Annotated in this window: 15 protein-coding genes and 1 pseudogene; 5 read left to right on the top strand and 11 right to left on the bottom strand. The window is 64.9% G+C overall.

What is annotated here, in order from left to right:
- Positions 1-43 precede the first annotated feature (43 nt).
- Positions 44-1,087 carry a rod shape-determining protein gene (locus tag ASE11_RS01285; protein ID WP_056264671.1) on the bottom strand — a complete coding sequence of 348 codons (1,044 nt, stop codon included), beginning with the start codon at positions 1,085-1,087 and terminating at the stop codon, positions 44-46.
- A gap of 294 nt (positions 1,088-1,381) precedes the next feature.
- Between ASE11_RS01285 and gatC the strand changes: the two genes are divergently transcribed.
- The 3 genes and pseudogenes from gatC to gatB all read left to right on the top strand — a co-directional run bounded on the left by gatC (position 1,382) and on the right by gatB (position 4,663).
- On the top strand, positions 1,382-1,681 hold the full coding sequence (gene gatC / locus ASE11_RS01280) for an Asp-tRNA(Asn)/Glu-tRNA(Gln) amidotransferase subunit GatC (RefSeq protein ID WP_056264667.1): 300 nt from the start codon (positions 1,382-1,384) through the stop codon (positions 1,679-1,681).
- A pseudogene (gene gatA / locus ASE11_RS01275) lies at positions 1,678-3,179 on the top strand (Asp-tRNA(Asn)/Glu-tRNA(Gln) amidotransferase subunit GatA). Before gatC ends, gatA begins: the two are co-directional and overlap by 4 nt.
- Before the next feature lie 2 nt (positions 3,180-3,181).
- A complete protein-coding gene (gatB, locus tag ASE11_RS01270; RefSeq protein WP_056264664.1) occupies positions 3,182-4,663 on the top strand; it encodes an Asp-tRNA(Asn)/Glu-tRNA(Gln) amidotransferase subunit GatB in 1,482 nt (493 codons plus the stop codon).
- 27 nt (positions 4,664-4,690) lie between these two features.
- Here the strand turns inward: gatB and ASE11_RS01265 are convergent, their stop codons facing one another.
- Together ASE11_RS01265 and pyrE are read right to left on the bottom strand one after the other, a co-directional pair.
- Positions 4,691-5,383: a DUF4124 domain-containing protein gene (locus tag ASE11_RS01265; RefSeq protein WP_082585429.1), complete on the bottom strand. Its 693-nt coding sequence runs from the start codon at positions 5,381-5,383 to the stop codon at positions 4,691-4,693.
- Between the two features lie 11 nt (positions 5,384-5,394).
- Positions 5,395-6,111 (bottom strand): orotate phosphoribosyltransferase, encoded by a 717-nt coding sequence (gene pyrE, locus ASE11_RS01260; protein ID WP_056264659.1) that lies wholly within the window; start codon positions 6,109-6,111, stop codon positions 5,395-5,397.
- Positions 6,112-6,121: 10 nt separating this feature from the next.
- On the opposite strand from pyrE, the gene ASE11_RS01255 reads away from it, so the two are divergent.
- Positions 6,122-6,913: an exodeoxyribonuclease III gene (locus tag ASE11_RS01255; protein ID WP_056265585.1), complete on the top strand. Its 792-nt coding sequence runs from the start codon at positions 6,122-6,124 to the stop codon at positions 6,911-6,913.
- A gap of 3 nt (positions 6,914-6,916) precedes the next feature.
- Here ASE11_RS01255 and ASE11_RS01250 read toward each other — a convergent pair whose 3' ends face one another.
- Genes ASE11_RS01250 through ASE11_RS01240 form a run of 3 tightly spaced genes read right to left on the bottom strand, consistent with a single transcriptional unit; the run spans position 6,917 to position 10,693 of the window.
- Complete coding sequence (locus ASE11_RS01250) at positions 6,917-7,963, bottom strand: XdhC family protein (protein WP_056264656.1); 1,047 nt, start codon at positions 7,961-7,963, stop codon at positions 6,917-6,919.
- A gap of 7 nt (positions 7,964-7,970) precedes the next feature.
- On the bottom strand, positions 7,971-10,208 hold the full coding sequence (locus tag ASE11_RS01245) for a xanthine dehydrogenase family protein molybdopterin-binding subunit (protein ID WP_056264653.1): 2,238 nt from the start codon (positions 10,206-10,208) through the stop codon (positions 7,971-7,973).
- Between the two features lie 11 nt (positions 10,209-10,219).
- Positions 10,220-10,693, bottom strand: coding sequence for a (2Fe-2S)-binding protein (locus ASE11_RS01240; RefSeq protein WP_056264652.1), 474 nt, complete (start codon positions 10,691-10,693; stop codon positions 10,220-10,222).
- A gap of 161 nt (positions 10,694-10,854) precedes the next feature.
- On the opposite strand from ASE11_RS01240, the gene ASE11_RS01235 reads away from it, so the two are divergent.
- Positions 10,855-11,763: an AraC family transcriptional regulator gene (locus ASE11_RS01235; protein WP_056264650.1), complete on the top strand. Its 909-nt coding sequence runs from the start codon at positions 10,855-10,857 to the stop codon at positions 11,761-11,763.
- 20 nt (positions 11,764-11,783) lie between these two features.
- Here the strand turns inward: ASE11_RS01235 and ASE11_RS01230 are convergent, their stop codons facing one another.
- The 5 genes from ASE11_RS01230 to ASE11_RS01205 all read right to left on the bottom strand — a co-directional run bounded on the left by ASE11_RS01230 (position 11,784) and on the right by ASE11_RS01205 (position 17,454).
- Positions 11,784-12,602: a hypothetical protein gene (locus ASE11_RS01230; protein ID WP_056264647.1), complete on the bottom strand. Its 819-nt coding sequence runs from the start codon at positions 12,600-12,602 to the stop codon at positions 11,784-11,786.
- A 1,014-nt stretch (positions 12,603-13,616) separates the two neighbouring features.
- A complete protein-coding gene (locus ASE11_RS01220) occupies positions 13,617-14,552 on the bottom strand; it encodes a LysR substrate-binding domain-containing protein (protein ID WP_162258011.1) in 936 nt (311 codons plus the stop codon).
- Positions 14,500-15,855 (bottom strand): amidase family protein, encoded by a 1,356-nt coding sequence (locus tag ASE11_RS01215; protein WP_162258010.1) that lies wholly within the window; start codon positions 15,853-15,855, stop codon positions 14,500-14,502. The genes ASE11_RS01220 and ASE11_RS01215 overlap by 53 nt, the downstream gene beginning before the upstream one ends.
- Positions 15,845-16,738 (bottom strand): polysaccharide deacetylase family protein, encoded by an 894-nt coding sequence (locus ASE11_RS01210; RefSeq protein WP_056264633.1) that lies wholly within the window; start codon positions 16,736-16,738, stop codon positions 15,845-15,847. The genes ASE11_RS01215 and ASE11_RS01210 overlap by 11 nt, the downstream gene beginning before the upstream one ends.
- Positions 16,735-17,454 (bottom strand): DUF1989 domain-containing protein, encoded by a 720-nt coding sequence (locus ASE11_RS01205; protein WP_056264629.1) that lies wholly within the window; start codon positions 17,452-17,454, stop codon positions 16,735-16,737. Before ASE11_RS01205 ends, ASE11_RS01210 begins: the two co-directional genes overlap by 4 nt.
- Positions 17,455-17,652 lie beyond the last annotated feature (198 nt).

Below are 17,652 nucleotides of genomic sequence, written 5' to 3'. Positions count from 1 at the left end.
TGGTGGTGTGTGGGTGAACGTGCGCCGGAGTGCGGCGCGTGCCTTATTCGCTGGTGAAGATGGTGCCCAGGCGCTCCATGCGCTCCAGGGCCATGCCGCAACCGCGCACCACGCAAGTCAGCGGCTCTTCGGCCACCAGCACCGGCAGGCCGGTTTCCTCGGCCAGCAGGCGGTCCAGGTCGCGCAGCAGCGCGCCGCCGCCGGTGAGCATCATGCCGCGCTCGGCGATGTCGGCGCCCAGCTCGGGCGGCGTGTGCTCCAGCGCCATCTTGACGGCGGTCACGATGTTGTTCAGCGGATCGGTGAGCGCTTCGAGGATTTCGTTGCTGGAGATGGTGAAGCTGCGCGGCACGCCCTCGGAGAGGTTGCGGCCCTTGACTTCCATTTCCTTGACTTCCGAGCCGGGGAAGGCCGAGCCGATCTGCTTCTTGATGGCCTCGGCCGTGGGCTCGCCGATCAACATGCCGTAGTTGCGGCGGATGTAGGCAATGATGGCTTCGTCGAAACGGTCACCCCCCACGCGCACGCTGCCCTTGTAGACCATGCCGCCCAGCGAGATCACGCCCACCTCGGTGGTGCCGCCACCGATGTCCACCACCATGGAGCCCGAGGCGTCCGACACCGGCAGGCCGGCGCCGATGGCCGCGGCCATGGGTTCCTCGATCAGGTAGACCTCGGAGGCGCCGGCGCCCAGGGCGGATTCGCGGATGGCACGGCGTTCGACCTGGGTCGAGCCGCAGGGCACGCAGATGATGATGCGCGGGCTCGGCTTGAACATCGAGCGCGGGTGCACCATCTTGATGAACTGCTTGAGCATCTGCTCGGTGACGGTGAAGTCGGCGATCACGCCGTCCTTCATGGGGCGGATGGCTTCGATGTTGCCGGGCACCTTGCCCAGCATGGCCTTGGCCTCGTGGCCGACCGCCTGGATGGTCTTCTTGCCCTGGGGCCCGCCTTCGTGGCGGATCGAGACCACCGAGGGTTCGTCGAGCACGATGCCCTTGTTGCGAACGTAGATGAGGGTGTTGGCGGTGCCGAGGTCGATGGCCAGGTCGGTCGAGAATTGCCGACGGAAAGCTTCAAACATGGTGGATGGATCCTGTGGAGCCGGGGCGCGGCATGGCGCGCTCCAAGCCGGAAATGAGGCCGAATGCGGGACCTGGGATGGAGCCAGAAGGGAGGCCGGACATCGGTTCTAAGTGTTTGATTCCAAGGCAAAAACCGTGGCGGCACGGGGTCTGCCGTTAAACCTTGGATAATACCGTATCCCCTGTGCATAACTGCATGCAAGCAGGCCCCATTTCTGCGATTTACACGGCGTTTCAGCGCTGATGACGGCTCTTGGGGCACCGCAGATCCATCCTTTCGGAACCACCTCGACATGTCCCTGACCCTGTCCGATATCGGTCGCATCGCCAACCTGGCGCGCCTGGAGCTCACCGAGCCGCAGAGCGAGCGCATGCTGACCCAGCTCAATGGCTTCTTCGATACCGTGGAACAAATGAACGCGGTGGACACCACCGGCGTGGAGCCACTGGCCCACCCCACCGCCGTGATCGACCACGTTTCGCTGCGCCTGCGCCCCGACGTGGCGAGCGAACCCAACAACCGTGAAGCCAACCAGAAAAGCGCCCCGGCGGTTGAGCGAGGCCTGTTCCTCGTGCCGAAGGTGATCGAATGAACGATCTGCACACCCTGGGCGTCACCGAGCTCGCCGCCGCTATTCGCCACAAGCAGACCAGCAGCGTCGAAGCCGCACAGCACCTGCTGGCCCGCGCGAAACAGTTCGCCTCGCTGGGCGCTTACCTCGCCTTCAACGAAGAAGCCACGCTGGTCCAGGCCCGCGCGGCGGACGCACGCATCGCCGCCGGCGAGCGCACGCCGCTGCTGGGTGTGCCGCTGGCGCACAAGGACATCTTCGTCACGAAAGATTTCCCCACCACCGCTGGCTCGAAGATGCTCGCCGGTTACCAGAGCCCGTTCGACGCCACCGTGGTGGCCAATCTGGCCAAGGCCGGCGCCGTGTCGCTGGGCAAGCTCAACTGCGACGAATTCGCCATGGGTTCGGGCAACGACAACTCCGCGTATGGGCCGGTGCACAACCCCTGGGACGCGACACGCGTGCCAGGCGGCTCGTCGGGCGGTTCCGCCACCGCCGTGGCCGCACGCCTGATCCCCGCGGCCACCGGTACCGACACTGGACCGACACTGGCGGCTCGATCCGCCAGCCCGCCAGCTTCACCGGCATCACCGGCATCAAGCCCACCTACGGCCGATGCTCGCGTTACGGCATGGTGGCCTTCGCCTCCAGCCTCGACCAGGCCGGCCCGATGGCGCGCAGCGCCGCCGACTGCGCCGCCCTGCTCAGCGCCATGGCCGGGCCCGACATCGACCGCGATTCCACCAGCCTCGATCACCCCGCCGAGGACTACAGCGCAGCCATCCACGACCCGCGCGAAGGGGCCACCGCCGCCCAGCCGCTCAAGGGCCTGCGCATCGGTTTGCCCACCGAGTTTTTTGGCGCGGGCTGTGCGCCCGATGTGCTGGCTGCCGTGCACGGCGCGCTGGGCGAATACGAGAAGCTCGGGGCCACGCTGGTCGACATCTCGCTGCCCCGCACCGAACTGTCCATCCCGGTGTACTACATCATTGCGCCGGCCGAAGCATCGAGCAACCTCAGCCGTTTTGACGGTGTGAAGTTCGGCCACCGCGCGGCGAAATACGACGATCTGCTCGATATGTACAAGAAGTCGCGCAGCGAGGCCTTTGGCCCCGAGGTGCAGCGCCGCATCATGATCGGCACCTACGTGCTGAGCCATGGCTACTACGACGCCTACTACCTCAAGGCGCAGCAGATCCGCCGCCTGATCGCGCAGGACTTCCAGTCCGCGTTCGAGCGCTGTGACCTCATCGCCGGCCCCGTGGCGCCCACCGTGGCGTGGAAGATCGGCGAGAAGAGCGACGACCCGCTGGCCAACTACCTGGCCGACATCTACACCCTGTCCACCAGCCTGGCCGGCCTGCCCGGCATGAGCGTGCCGGCGGGCTTTGGCGCCGGTGGCATGCCGGTGGGCCTGCAACTCGTGGGCAACTATTTCCAGGAGGGCGCGCTGCTGCAGGCCGCGCACGCCTTCCAGCAGGCGACCGACTGGCACACCCGTTCGCCCTCGGGATTCTGATCATGAGCAACACAAGCAAATCCCTGCTGGTTCACGGTTACGAGGTCGTCATCGGCTTCGAGACCCACACCCAGCTCGCCACGCAATCCAAGATCTTCAGCCGGGCGCCCACGGCCTTCGGCGCCGAGCCCAACACGCAGGCCTGTGCGGTGGACCTGGCGCTGCCGGGCACGCTGCCGGTGATGAACAAAGCCGCGGTGGAGCTTGCGATCCGTCTGGGCCTGGCGCTGGGCTCACACATCGCCGAGCAGAGCGTGTTCGCGCGCAAGAACTACTTCTACCCCGACCTGCCCAAGGGCTACCAGATCAGCCAGTTCGAGATCCCGGTGGTGCAGGGCGGCGAGGTGAGCTTCTTCCTCGGCGCCCATTCGACAGGCTCAGGGCAATCGGAAAAACGGACCGTGCGGCTGGTGCGCGCGCACCTGGAAGAAGACGCCGGCAAGAGCCTGCACGAAGACTTCATTGGCCAGAGCGGGATCGATCTCAACCGCGCCGGTACACCGCTGCTGGAGATCGTGACCGAGCCCGACATGCGTTCGAGCGCCGAGGCCGTGGCCTACGCGAAAGAGCTCCACAAGATCGTCACCTGGATCGGCATCTGCGACGGCAACATGCAGGAAGGTTCGTTCCGCTGCGACGCCAACGTCTCGGTGCGCAAACCCGGCGCGGAGCTGGGCACGCGCCGCGAGATCAAGAACCTCAACAGCTTCAAGTTCATGCAGCAGGCGATCGACTACGAGATCCGCTGGCAGATCGAGGAGATCGAGGACGGTCGCGCGATCCAGCAGGCCACGGTGCTGTTCGACCCCGACACCGGCGAGACGCGCGCCATGCGCACCAAGGAAGACGCGGCCGACTACCGCTACTTTCCCGACCCGGATCTGCCGCCGCTGGTGATCGCGCGCGACTGGGTGGAGCAGGTGCGCGCCAACATGCCCGAGCTGCCACGCGCCATGGCCGAGCGCCTTGTGCGCGACTACGGCCTGCCCGAATACGACGCCACCACGCTCACGCAAAGCCCGGCGATGGCCGCCTACTTCGAGACGGCTGCGAAAGCCAGTGGCCAGGCGAAGCTGGTGAGCAACTGGATCATGGGCGAGGTGTCTCGCCGGCTGAACGCCGACGAAGGCGACATGGCCAGCGTGCCGGTGAGCGCCGCGCAGCTGGCCGCGCTGATCGCGCGCATTGCCGACGGCACGATTTCCAACAACGCGGCCAAGCAGGTCTTCGACGCCTTGTGGACGGGGGACGGCAGCGACGTGGACGCTGTCATCGAGACCAAGGGCCTCAAACAGATGAACGACACCGGCGCGCTGGAAAAGATCATCGACGAGGTGATGGCCGCCAACGCCGACAACGTGGCCCAGTTCCGAGCCGGCAAGGAAAAGGCGTTCAACGCCCTGGTGGGGCAGGTCATGAAGGCCAGCAAGGGCAAGGCCAACCCGCAGCAGGTCAACGACGTGCTGCGCCGGAAACTGCAGTGAGTTGAACCCACCCCCAGAGGGTGGGTTTCAGCGCTTGATGGTGCCAGCGTTGCCGGCGGCCGAGGTGGGCGACCAGAGCTGGCGCAGCTTGGCCAGCTCTTCGTCGAAGCGCTGGTTGATGCGCTGTTTCTCCTGGGCCTGTTCTTCCAGAAACCGCTTCTGCACCACCATCTGTTTCTCGCTGTCTTCGAGCTTGCGGCGCAGCCAGAACGGCGCCTTGCTCGGGTCGGCCTGGTAGAACTCCATCTCCACGTCGACTTCCTTGCGCTGCTGCTTCAGCGCCACTTCGCGCTTGTTCACGGCAGCAATCACCTCGTCGATCTGGGCCAGGGCTTCGGCGCGCTCCTTGTCGTGCACCCCCTGATTCGGGTAGCGGATCAGCAGGGCGCGCTCGCGGCGTTTCTCCTCGGCTGCGCGGGCCTTGATCTCGTTCTCCGCGCGTTGCTTTTCTTCGATCCTGGCGCGCTCGTCGGCGGTGTAGCTCGGAGGCACCACCTGGCGCACGATGCCTGTCTTGCCCAACTGCTGCTGCTCACGGTCCAGGCATTCCACGATCGGACGGTCCGAGGTGATGCGCCGGCCCTTGCCGTCGATGCAGGTGTAGATGCCCTGTGCCTGCGCGCTGGCCATGGCCCACAGGCCAGCGCCCATCACCATGGCGCACGCGTTCCAGCGCGCTGTGCGTGGCCAGGAGAGGATGGGGGGTCGGGCGATGTTCATGGTTTGGGGAGTCAGTTCACGCCGTAGCGCAGGCGGTAGGCCTGTACTCGCTGGCGGTGTGCATCAAGCTCCCCCCCGGTGTGAACGCTCAGATACTGCAGCAAATCCGCCAGGGTGGCAATTGCGCAAACCTGCAGGCCGAGCTGTTGCTGCACATATTGCACGGCACTGTGATCCACGTCGCGAACGGTGCCGTCCGGACCGACCTCGGTTGCCTTTTCCTGCCGGTCCAGCGCAATGGTCACGGCGTGGGGCGTGGCGCCAGCGGCGCGGATCAGGGCGATCGACTCGCGCGCCGCGGTGCCCGCCGACATCACGTCGTCGATGATCAGCACGCGGCCTTTGAGCGGTGCGCCGACCAGCGAGCCGCCTTCACCGTGGTCCTTGGCTTCCTTGCGGTTGTAGGCAAAGGGCACGTTGAGGCCCAGGCGCGCGAGCTCGATGGCCAGTGCCGCGCCCAGCGGAATGCCCTTGTAGGCCGGGCCGAAGATCATGTCGAATTCGACGCCGCTGGCGATCAGGGCCTTTGCATAGAATTGCGCGAGTCGCCCGAGCTTGGCGCCATCGTCGAACAGACCGGCATTGAAGAAGTACGGCGAGAGCCGGCCTGCCTTGGTCTTGAATTCGCCGAAGCGCAGCACGCCAGCGTCCACACAGAATTGCACGAATTCCTGCGCGAGCGCAGCGTCCGGGGCGCCCGCAGGGGCCGCGCCTGTATCCAACACCATGGGGGTTTCCTTGTTCAAACTGACCAGCCTCAACCTCAACGGCATCCGCTCCGCCACCACCAAAGGGCTGGAGAAATGGCTGACCGAGCACCAGCCGGATTGTATTTGTGTGCAGGAGGTCAAGGCGCAGGAGCTCGATGTCAGCGGGCGCTTCGAGCAACTCGCCGGTCTGCGGGGCCATTTCCACTTCGCCCAGAAAAAGGGCTACTCGGGCGTGGGCGTGTACACGCGCCACGAGCCCAGCGACGTGATCACCGGCTTCCGCTGCGACGAGTTCGATGCCGAGGGCCGCTACACCGAACTGCGCTTCGACACACCGGGCCGCAAGATCTCGCTGATCAGCGCCTACTTCCCCAGCGGGTCATCCGGCCCCGAGCGGCAGGAGGCCAAGTACCGCTTTCTCGGGGCGTTCCACCCCCACCTCATGGCGCTCAAGGGCGAGCGCGAATTCATCCTGTGCGGCGACGTGAACATCGCCCACCAGCAGGCCGACCTGAAGAACTGGCGCAGCAACCAGAAGAACAGCGGTTTCCTGCCCGAAGAGCGCGCCTGGATGACGGCGCTGCTCAACGACGGCGGCCTGGTCGATGTGTACCGGCGCCTGCAGCCCGACACCACCGACACCTGCTACACGTGGTGGAGCAATCGGGGGCAGGCCTATGCGAACAACGTGGGGTGGCGACTGGACTACCACCTGGCCACACCGGCCCTGGCGGCGCTGGCGCGCAGCGAGCACATCTACAAGGACGTGAAGTTCAGCGACCACGCGCCGATCACGATCGAGTACGACCTGAGCCTGTGAGCGTCAGACCGCGCAGACCGGTGCCGTGAACGCGTCGCGACCGGGGTGTTCGACCCGGGCTTTGCCTTCCGCAACCGGCACCACCGCAGACGACCCCACACCGTTCTTCACCGCGACCACCTCGGCCATGATCGAGAGCGCGATCTCGGCCGGGGTCTTGCTGCCGATGTACAGACCGGCCGGCCCGTGCAGCACTTGCAGTGCGTCTGGCGACAGGTCGAAGTGTTCGTGCAGCCTCGTCTTGCGCAGCTCGCTGTGGCGCCGCGAGCCGATGGCGCCCACGTAGAAGGCGTCCGACTGCAGCGCGTCGATCAGCGCCAGGTCGTCGAGCTTGGGGTCGTGCGTCACGGCCACCACGGCGGTGCGTGCGTCGGGTTTCAGGCGCAGGATCAGGTCGTCCGGCATCTCGTGGCTGAGTTCCACGCCGTCGAGCTGCCAGCTCGCGCGACTCTCCTCGCGCGGGTCGCACACGATCACCTCGAAACCCAGGCCCAGCGCCATCTGGCACAAGAAGCGCGAGAGGTCGCCCGCGCCGATGACGATCAGCCGCGCCTGCGGCCCGAGGTGGGTGGTGAGGTGTTGATCGTCGAATTGCGGCAGGCCGTCGCGCTGGCCCGCTTGCAATTCCACCTCGCCGGTGTGCAGGTTCAGCACACGTTCGGTGCTGCGGCGCTGCAGGCAGGCCTGCAGCAATTCGGGCAGCCGGCTGCGGGCCGAGACCGGCTCCAGCACCAGCTCCACCGTGCCGCCGCAGGGCAGGCCGAAGCGGTGGGCCTCGTCGGCCGAGATGCCGTAGCGCAGCACGGCGGGGGTGTCGGTGGCGCAGGCCGCCTGCACGCCGCCTTCGCGGATGCGGTGGATCAGGTCGTCTTCGATGCAGCCGCCCGAGACCGAGCCCACCGTCTCGCCGCGGCCGTTGATGGCCATGAGCGAGCCCGGTGGCCGGGGCGACGAACCCCAGGTGCGCGCCACCGTCACCAGCACCACCGGCAGGCCGGCGCCGTGCCAGCCCACCGCGGTGCGAAGCACGCGCGTGTCGAGATCTTCCACGCTGGCCTCAGGCGAGCTTGAACGGCAGCTCGCGCAGCGGCTTGCCGGTGAGTTGCGCGATGGCATTGGCAAACGCGGGTGCCAGCGGCGGCAGACCTGGTTCGCCGATGCCGGTGGGCGGGTCGGCGCTGGGCACCACGTGCACGTTGATCTCGGGCATGTCGGTGATGCGCGCCACGGTGTAGTCGCCGAAGTTGCTCTGCTCGACCACGCCGTCCTTCAGCGTGATGGCCGAACCCGGCAGGCACATGGACAGGCCCATGACGGCCGCGCCTTGCACCTGTGTTTCCACGCTCTTCGGGTTGATGGCCAGGTTGCAATGCACGCCGGACGTCACACGGTGCAGCACCGGGCTGCCGTCTTTCACCGAGGCCTCGACCACGTAGGCCACGACCGAGCTGAACGACTCGTGCACCGCCACGCCCCAGGCGCGCCCGGCGGGCAACTGCTTCTTGCCGTAGCCGCTCTTGTCCACGGCCAGCTGCAGCGCGGCGCGGTGGCGCGGGTGCTTGTCGCCAAACAGGCGCATGCGGTAGGCCACCGGGTCCTGCTTCGTGGCGCGCGCGATGTCGTCGAGCAGGGTCTCCATGACGAAGGCGGTGTGGGTGGAGCCCACGCTGCGCCACCACAGCACCGGCACGTTGACCTTGGGGTGGTGCACGGTCAGGCGCATCGGCAGGCCGTAGGGTTCGCGCATGCCTTCCACCGCGGTGGCGTCGATGCCGTTCTTGACCATGCCGCCTTCAAAGAAGGTGCCCGAGACGATGGACTGGCCCACGAGCACATGGTCCCAGGCGAGGACGTTGCCGCGTTCGTCAAAGCCGATGCGCGCGGTGTGCAGGTGCATGGGGCGGTAGTAGCCGCCCTTGATGTCGTCCTCGCGGCTCCAGACCATGCGCACCGGGGCGTTGATGCCGGCGGCGCGCGCGGCCTTGGCGATTTCGCAGGCCTCGACCACGTAGTCGCTGCTGGGCAGGCCGCGCCGGCCGAAGCCACCACCGGCCATCTGCACGTTCATGGCCACCTGCTCGGGTTTGAGGCCCAGCACGCGCGCGGCCGCTGCGGCATCCACACCCGGAAACTGGGTGCCGACCCACAGCTCGGCGCGGCCCTCGGAGAGCTGCACCGTGCAGTTCAGCGGCTCCATGGGCGCGTGGGCCAGGTAGGGGAAAACGAACTCGGCTTCGATCGTGCGCGGCGCGTTGGCCAGCGGCGCCATGTCGGCATCAAACGCGCGCGGTCCGGGTTGTTTGGCCAGTTCGCGGTACTGCACCAGCTGGCGCGCGCTGTCGACCTTCTCCACGGCCGAGTCGTCCCAGGTCAGTTTGAGCGCGTCACGCCCTTGTTTGGCGGGCCAGTAGCCGTCGGCGATCACGGCCACGCCCTCGGCGCCGCGGTCCAGCGGCACGCGCAGCACGGCCTTCACGCCCTTGATGGCGCGCGCCGCGCTGTCGTCGACCGCCTTCAGTTTCGAGCCGAACACCGGCGGGTGGGCGACCAGCGCGGTGAGCTGACCCGGGCGGCGCACGTCGATGCCGAAGTCCTGCTGCCCGCTGCTCTTGGCGCGAGCGTCCAGGCGCGGCGTGGGCTTGCCGATGATGCTGAAATTCTTGGGGTCCTTGAGCACGACCTTCTCGGGCACCGGCAAGGCCATGGCGGCCTGGGCCAGTTCGCCGTAGCCGGCCTTGCGCCCGCCGGGGCCGATGACGGTACCGGCCTGGGTGCGCAGGGTGGACACGTCCACGTTCCAGCGCGCGGCCGCCGCCGACAGCAGCATCGCCCGGGCGCGCGCGCCCAGCTCGCGGTACTGCGTGTAGCTGTGCTTGATGGCGGTGGAGCCGCCGGTGAGGTGGATGCCGAACAGCGGGTCCAGGTAGGCCGCGTCAGCATTGCCGTGCTGGCTGCGCACTTTGGACCAGTCGGCGTCCAGCTCCTCGGCCAGGATCATGGGCAGGCCGGTCTGCACGCCCTGGCCGAATTCGAGCCGGTTGATGGTGACCGTGACCCAGCCGTCGGGCGCGATCTGCACGAAGGCCAGGGGTTGTTCGGTCGGCTTGAGGCCGGTGGCTGCCGGGGTGGTCTGCGCAGTGGCCAGGTGCGGGAAGGCGCCCAGCGCAAAGCCGCCGGCGCCCACCACTTTGAGGAAGCTGCGGCGTGGCAGGGCGGTGGGTGTGTCAGCGTGCTCGCGCTCCAGCATGTGTTGCAGGGCGCGCGGCAGCTCGACAGGATCGATGTGATTCAGCATGGTGTGTTCCTTCAGGCGATGGCTTTGGCGGCGTCGGTCACGGCGGCGCGGATGCGCGCATAGGTGCCGCAGCGGCACACATTGCCGGCCATGGCCGAGTCGATCTCGGCGGCGGTGGGTTGTTTGCCTTTGGGCAGCGACTTGAGGAAGGCGGTGGCGCTCATGATCTGGCCGCTCTGGCAGTAGCCGCACTGCGCCACGTCGTGCAGCACCCAGGCCTTGTGCACGGCCGCGCCCACGCGGTCGCTGCCGTTGGTGGCGGCCTCGATGGTGGTGATCTTCTTGCCTTCGGCGGCGGCAATGGGCGTGATGCAGGAGCGGATGGCCTGGCCATCCAGGTGCACTGTGCAGGCGCCACACAGCGCAGCGCCGCAACCGAACTTGGTGCCGGTCATGCCCAGCGTGTCCCGCAAGGCCCAGAGGATGGGGGTGCCGGGGTCGGCGTCGACCGTGTGGGTTTTGCCGTTGACGTTGAGTGTGCTCATGTAGTCTGTTCTCCGTGGGGTGGGCCGGGATCGGATCGGTGAACGGAAGTGTCGGCGCCCGGCGCCGGATGTGTTTGCCGTTTCTGATGCTTGTTTTGCCTTTTTCGATGTTTTTCCGACGTCGGATGCTGGACCCGAATCCGCCCGCTTTACAGTTGGCCATGTCCATTGAAACCTTGGCTCACGACATCGGCCGGATTGCCCGAATCGATGGCGACCACACCACCGCCATCCCTCAGCTCTCGCTGCACCGGCGCAGCGGCAGGACCGACCCCATGCCCTGCATCTACGGCCTGGGCCTGGCCGTGGTGGCGCAGGGCGGCAAACAGGTCACCGTGGGTGAACAGGTCCTGGACTACGGCATGGGCCAGTCCCTGCTGATCACCGCCGATCTGCCCGTGGTGGCGCACGTCACGCGGGCCGACGCGGCCCGGCCGTTCATGTGCCTGTTCCTCGCGCTGGACGCGCGGGCCCTGATGCAGCAGGCGGCCGAGATGGAGCTGCCGCCCGTGCCGCGCGAAGAAGCGCCGCGCGCCCTTTCGTTGAACACGCTCGATGCATCGCTGCTGGACGCGGCCATCCGCCTCGTGCGCCTGCTGGACGAGCCCGCGCTGGTGGCCAGCCTGGCGCCCCTGATCCAGCAGGAGATCATGGTGCGGCTGCTGTCGGGCCCGCACGGACCGTACCTTCGCCAGCTCGTGTCGGCGGGCTCTCCCAGCCACCAGATCGCACATGCCATGGCCTGGCTCACGCAGAACTTCGTGCAAGACGTGCTGATGGACGAACTCGCTGCCCGCGTGCACATGAGCCCTTCAACCTTCCGGCTGCACTTTCGCCACTTCACCGGCATGAGCCCGCTGCAGTACCAGAAGCAGTTGCGTCTGCAGCAGGCGCGACACCTCATGCTCCATCAGGCGCTGGACGCCGGCAGCACCGCGGCGCGCGTGGGCTACGAGAGCGCCTCGCAGTTCAGCCGCGACTACAGCCGCCTGTTTGGCGCGCCGCCCCAGCGCGACATCAAGCGCATGCGGCACCAGCCCGCCGAAGGCGTCGGCGCGTCATCGTTCTGACCAACCATCCCGTGCCGCCCCTAGGCGCCGGGAACGCACGCCATCGCGATGCTGACCCAGACACCGAAGCTGAAGTAGGGCGTCAGCCAGAGCGCATCGGCCCTCCACGCGGCCCAGCTGCCGCTGCGCACGCGGCGGTGCCAGGCGTCGCGCGCGCCATGGTCGAGGCGCATGTAGGCCTGCCCGCACGCGCGCCCGTGCTGGTAACGGCGCCAGTACATCGGCGCGTCCACGCCCAGGACATAGGCAACGAAAACCATCGAGCAGAGAAATCCGAAGATCGCCAACGCGTTGACCCAGCCACTGCTGTCCATGGCGATGACGCCCAACAGGGCAGCCATCCAGGAAAAGCCGGCCGCCCAGAGCAAGGACTCGGCGGCCTGGGTGATGTGATTCAGCGTCAGCACGCTGTGCCAGCAGAAACCCTGTGCCACCACCATGAAGATCGGTATCGCCCAGGCGGCGCTTTGCACCCACGGCAGGCCGGCGTGCACGCCGAGCTGGTGGACCAGCAGCCCCAGCTGCACCGCAAAGCAGATCTCGGCCACCGTGGCTGCGGCGCGGCCCAGGAAGATGCTGGACAGACGCGTGTCCACGACCACGAGCCGCTCGAGGTCCACCCGGGGAAGCACCGAACGGTAAGCGCACACCAGCACGTAGACGCCGGACAGCGCGAGCTGCAGACCCCCGTGGACACCGCTGACAGGTCCGAAATGCCACACGGCCAGCCACAGACACACATTCAGCGCCGCGAGCGCGCACAGCGCGCGCCACCACGACAGCACGTTCGCGTCGGCTCCAGCGAGTCCCAGCGCGATACTGTGGCGAAATGATGGCATCAGGCTTGTCTTTCCATCTTTGTTGGTAAACATCACGCACCTGTTTGTTGCTAACAGAGATTGAACGAGCGGCGTCGTCAGACGTGGGTTTGAAGTCCTATGGCCGCACGCATGTTCGCTACAAAGATTGAACAAATCGTGGACTTCGCTCCTTTTGCTAACAAAGATTGAAATATCCTCCGAGGCAGCTTCCGAGCTGCAAGAGGCCATTTTGCAGGGCTACATCGACGCGCAATGTATTCATCTTCGGATCGTCGATGTGCTCCGAGCAATCCGTATGCCGAGCCCAAAGGCAGCCCAGCTTCAGGCCGCTAAGGTATTCGACAGACTGCGTGATTGCGCTCCCCGGCGGTCCAAGGACAAGCGATTGGATCGAATCGACCGCCAATTGCCAACGAGCAAGCGCCCAATTCGGCAACTTGACGCACGACGCTCCACTGTTCACCAGACCTTTATTCTGAGCAAAATCAGGCTTTTCCCTTACAACCAAAGCAAAGAGGAGCACAGGGTCAAATAGCAGTGACTCAAGTCCGTCGCGCTCCGTTGGAGACAGCACATGCACTCGCTCTCGTGCAGATCAAGATCCGTCCCAATCTACCAGTCCAAGGACGCTTTGGTTGCCACCATCAACCAGAGCCTCAACGAGCCGGATCACCTGCTCGCTTGAACTTCTCACACCGAACTAACCAAGATGAGCCTTGTGATGTCCGCCTATGCCCACATTGCAGGGAGCAACCATGCAATGGCATGCGAAATGGGTTGGTTGCCTCTGGTCAACTTGTGCGCGATGCGCAGCGCTTGACAGTCCCGTTCGAAGTCGCGTGAGCGAAACGCCGCGCCGGTGGCGGAGAGCAGCCGTTTGAGCACCTCGGGAGCAGCCTTCCAAATTCGACGTGAGCTCAACCAATCCAAACGACGTCAACGGCTACATCCGCGCGCTTGTGAATGCCTTCTTGATTGGAGCGCTATCCAACTACAAGCCGAAGGGGCGTTGAGCCTGAAGTCACCCTTCGTTTACCCTTTTTCAGGGCGAATGTCAGGCGGCACATTCCCCTCATTGCTTATGCGTACTCGAAGCCACCGAAGAAAGGTTTCAATCAACGCAGTCTTCGGGCTGTCGGTTGCCCATACCGCTGTGAATGTGAGACCGGCTACCTTGAGCGGATGCACTTGGACCAGTCGCCCACTGGCAAGATCAGAAGCGACCAGCACGCTGCTCAACAAGGCGACGCCTGCGCCTTCGATAGCAGCCTGAATGACCAAGCTCTCCTCGCTGAGCGTGAGACACCGTGTCTCTTCAAACCCATCAACGCCTGCGGCCGCCATCCATCGACCCCAGGTGGGTCCGCCCAGGTGTTCGTTTCTCCATGCGAACTGCAGCAACTTGCTCCCTGCAACTTCATCAGGTGTAAAGGGTCGCCCTTTGGTCAGTTGCGGAGAACATACAGGCAGATAGCAGTCAGCGGCCAGCGCTTGGGAACTCAGAGGGCTGTGGTCTCCACGACCGTAGCGGATCGCGAGGTCGGCATCACCGCGGCGCAGGTCCACCACCTTTTCAGTGGCGTCCAACGAGAGCAGCAGGTCGGGGTGACTACAGTAGAACTCGGCGAGCGCCGGCACGATCACCTTGGATGCGAACGCGGGCGTCGTGTTCACGCGCAAGTGCTGGTTGGCAGTCGATAGCTCGATGACTCCGGCGGCAATGCGGTCAAAACTGTCACGCAGCACGGGGTACAAGCGCATGCCCGCAGTTGTCAGCGAGATGGAGCGGGCCCGGCGCTCAAAGAGCCGCGTACCGACCAAGCCTTCCAGATGACGGATCTGATGGCTCACAGCCGTGGCGGTCACGTAGAGCTCATCGGCCGCCTCTTTGAAGCTCAGGTGCCGGGCTGCAGCCTCAAAGGCGCGCAAAGCATTGAGCGGAGGGAGTTTGCGACGCGGTGTGGTCATCGGGTGAACTCGACACGGTAAACAGACCATCATTTTCCAGCGAGGCTGCAAGGTGCAACAAGAATCTGTCACGGCCTTGTGGCACGCTCATCTGAGCCCCGATCGGGGCCCCTTCTTCGTCACGTCCGATCGGCACCGAGATTGCCGGCATATCTAGAAAACTCGCCGGCATGGTCAGTGACAGTATGCGTCGATTGTGGGCATGAAAGTGCCGTGCACTGGCGAGTTCGCCCATCCTTGGCGCGGGCATTGGCGTGGTGGCGGCCAAGAACACAACGTTTTCTGACAGTTGCGCTTGCCTGTGCATCAGTGAGAGGCGCTCGGCATGGAGCGTTTCCAACGCAGTTGGCGTGAGCCGACGCTGGGCTTCATGAAGACGCTCCCCGACGCGCGAATCAAGCAAAGCGGTTTGGCCCCGTGCAACCTGGTGACCAATACTGTCCAACGCCTCATAGCCCACCAACGTACCGTGCTTGTCGAAAAGCGTTTGCACCGCTGCCAGGTGCGCATGGGGGGCATGCTCCACCCGATACCCTGCGTCGCGAAGTGCCCCAGCGAAACGCACCAACGCCGCTGAAACTGCTGGTTCAAGATGGGGATCGACGTCGAGCAGGAACTGAGGGGCCTCGTAGGGACCCCTGCATGGCTCGTCTCTGTCCGCAATATCAGTGAGCGCTTCATCCACCGCACGAATCCAAGCCATTTGCCCACTGATCAGACCGATGGTGTCAAGTGTCGGGGAGAGGGTCCATAGTCCTGCTTGGGGGTAGCGATGCCCGCTGGCCCGGAACCCGAGCAGACCGCACAAGGCTGCGGGCACGCGCACCGATCCCGACGTGTCGGTGCCGATGGCGAGCTCGCACAGGCCCAACGCAACTGCCGCTGCCGCTCCACTTGAGGAACCGCCGCAGAGCCGGTCCTCGCTTCGGGGGAAGACGGGATTGCGCGGCGTGCCAAAGTTGGGATTGGTGCCCAGGCCATTGAAGGCAAATTCGCTTAGGTTGGTCTTGCCTATACACACCGCACCCGCTGCGGCCAAGCGGGCCACAGCTGCGGCGTCGGCCCTGGCAGGCTGGCGCGTGGTGAGACGCGATCCGCATGTGGTTGCGGTGCCTTCTATGTCAAAGAGATCCTTCCAACTCACGCGCAGACCGTCTACAGGACCGAGCGAACGACCCTCCCGAGCACGCGCGGCACTGGCGGCAGCCTGGTGCCGCGCCAATGCCGCGGTTACCCGGATGAACACATCCGGGCGACGGACTGCGTGAGCCAACAGGCCATCGAGATGGGGGTCAGGTGTCATCGCGCAATGCGGCTTGCCGCTCGCGAAAGATGCCATCGATCTCGGCAAAGGTGACAAAGCGCACCCCGGGAAATGAAAGGAAATAGTCGATCAGCCGCTCGTGCATCAGCAGTGCTTGCGCCTTTCCCGATACGTCGGGATGTATCGTCATGGGAAAAACCGCGAAATCGTACTCCCGGTACATGAAGTCGAACTGATCTCGCCATTGTTGCTCAACGTTGCGTGCACCGACATATCCCTGGCTATTGGCGAAGCCCTTGATGTAGAGCAGTGGCTCCATGTCGTCCAGGTCCCAACTGGCTGGAATTTCGACCAAGTCGCTGACCTCGCCGCGCGTTACGGGCGACATCCAGTGTGACGCCGGGCACTCGTAGTCAATTGCAGTCCACTGATCGCCTTGACGCAGAAAATAGGGTTCGAAGTCACGGTGCATCAAGCTGTGGTCGTATCGGATTCCACGCTCGAGAAGCAACTCGTGCGTGTGCTCGCTGAACTCCCACCAGGGCGCGTTGTGGCCCACCGGCACACGTCCGCTAAGACGCGTTATCAGATCGATGCACTTGTCCAGAACATCAGCTTGCTGTTGGCGGGACATGGCACTCGGGTTCTCATGGGTGTACCCGTGTAAGCCGATTTCGTGGCCCTCGCTCACTATCTGCGCTGACTGTTCTGGAAAGCTTTCGATCGAATGGCCGGGCACAAACCAGGTGGTCAAAATGTTCTTGCGACGAAACAGCTGCAACAGCCGTGGCACACCAATCTCGCCCGCGAAGAAGCCGCGCGATATGTCGCATGGAGAGCGCTCTCCCCCGTAGCTGCCTAGCCAGCCCGACACGGCATCGAAGTCAACGCTGTAGGCGCAAAGAATCTCCTTGCCGGTCATGACGCCTCTCCCGGGCGTTGGACTGCATGCACCACGAAGATCAGCTCTCGAGGCACACAGTCTTCACCGTTGACGGGTACCAAATCCTGAGGGCATGCAGACATCACGACGATGGCATCCATCTCGGCGCGCAGTGTGACGTGGTCGCCAGGGCGGCTGACAGGAGGCAGCCAGCTGATGCCTCCATCGACGCCTACGGGATTGTTCATCCACACGTTGAAGGGCGCTGGAACTTCAGAAGCGTGGCGCCCGATTGCAGCCAACGCCATCCGCAGATTGTCGGAACAGTTGTCGTGGTACCCGCTAACTCCGAGTGAGCGGTAGCGGGGCAGGTCGCAGGCTGCTATGAGCGTGTCATGGATGCCCGGAGAGCTGTCCTCAAGAAGCGTAAGGATGGCGCGTCGGCGATTGGTCACCAGGGCATCGGCAACTCGGGGAATGGTCCGGTCCAAGTGGGCGCGTACGTGTTCCATTGAGAGGTGTTCGTGCATGCCGTCTGCACAGAAAGCCCAGAGGTCGCAGACCTGTGAGCCATGAGGGTTGATGAGCTCAAGCTGCTCGCCTGCGCGCACCAGCACGGCGCGTCCCTGCCGCGCCGGGACGACGTACCGTTTCCCATATGCGGGTATCCCATCAGTGGATATTGGTTCGTGCAGAGATGGATTGATGCCATCGAACTGTGAGTTGCTGCGGTAACCCGGATTGACCCAGTCCATATGCGCTCCTGTTTGGAAGAAGAGGAAGTGTGGTCAGGTGGCACGCAGCGCACAAATGGGAATTTCTCGCTCGTGGCATGAGCTGACCTCATCCGAGGGACCACCTTCCCTGGTAGAGAACTTCCAAAAAGAAATCTCATGCGACGCGCGCAAAAACAGCGTTTGTCAGCAGCCACATCCAAAGACACATTACGACCA

It is taken from the genome of Hydrogenophaga sp. Root209 (genome assembly GCF_001428625.1).
In the GTDB taxonomy this organism is placed as follows: Bacteria; Pseudomonadota; Gammaproteobacteria; order Burkholderiales; family Burkholderiaceae_C; genus Hydrogenophaga.
The sequence above is the reverse complement of the archived record's forward strand: the minus strand, read 5'-3'. Positions and strand labels throughout refer to the sequence as shown.

Excerpts from the sequence above, each read along its gene's own strand:
- ASE11_RS01240 (WP_056264652.1), bottom strand. The coding sequence starts at position 10,693 with ATGAGCACACTCAACGTCAACGGCAAAACCCACACGGTCGACGCCGAC.
- ASE11_RS01265 (WP_082585429.1), bottom strand. The coding sequence starts at position 5,383 with ATGAACATCGCCCGACCCCCCATCCTCTCCTGGCCACGCACAGCGCGC.
- ASE11_RS01215 (WP_162258010.1), bottom strand. The coding sequence starts at position 15,855 with ATGACACCTGACCCCCATCTCGATGGCCTGTTGGCTCACGCAGTCCGT.
- ASE11_RS01230 (WP_056264647.1), bottom strand. The coding sequence starts at position 12,602 with ATGCCATCATTTCGCCACAGTATCGCGCTGGGACTCGCTGGAGCCGAC.
- ASE11_RS01210 (WP_056264633.1), bottom strand. The coding sequence starts at position 16,738 with ATGACCGGCAAGGAGATTCTTTGCGCCTACAGCGTTGACTTCGATGCC.
- ASE11_RS01220 (WP_162258011.1), bottom strand. The coding sequence starts at position 14,552 with ATGACCACACCGCGTCGCAAACTCCCTCCGCTCAATGCTTTGCGCGCC.
- ASE11_RS01285 (WP_056264671.1), bottom strand. The coding sequence starts at position 1,087 with ATGTTTGAAGCTTTCCGTCGGCAATTCTCGACCGACCTGGCCATCGAC.
- gatC (WP_056264667.1), top strand. The coding sequence starts at position 1,382 with ATGTCCCTGACCCTGTCCGATATCGGTCGCATCGCCAACCTGGCGCGC.
- ASE11_RS01235 (WP_056264650.1), top strand. The coding sequence starts at position 10,855 with ATGTCCATTGAAACCTTGGCTCACGACATCGGCCGGATTGCCCGAATC.
- ASE11_RS01245 (WP_056264653.1), bottom strand. The coding sequence starts at position 10,208 with ATGCTGAATCACATCGATCCTGTCGAGCTGCCGCGCGCCCTGCAACAC.
- ASE11_RS01205 (WP_056264629.1), bottom strand. The coding sequence starts at position 17,454 with ATGGACTGGGTCAATCCGGGTTACCGCAGCAACTCACAGTTCGATGGC.
- gatB (WP_056264664.1), top strand. The coding sequence starts at position 3,182 with ATGAGCAACACAAGCAAATCCCTGCTGGTTCACGGTTACGAGGTCGTC.
- pyrE (WP_056264659.1), bottom strand. The coding sequence starts at position 6,111 with ATGGTGTTGGATACAGGCGCGGCCCCTGCGGGCGCCCCGGACGCTGCG.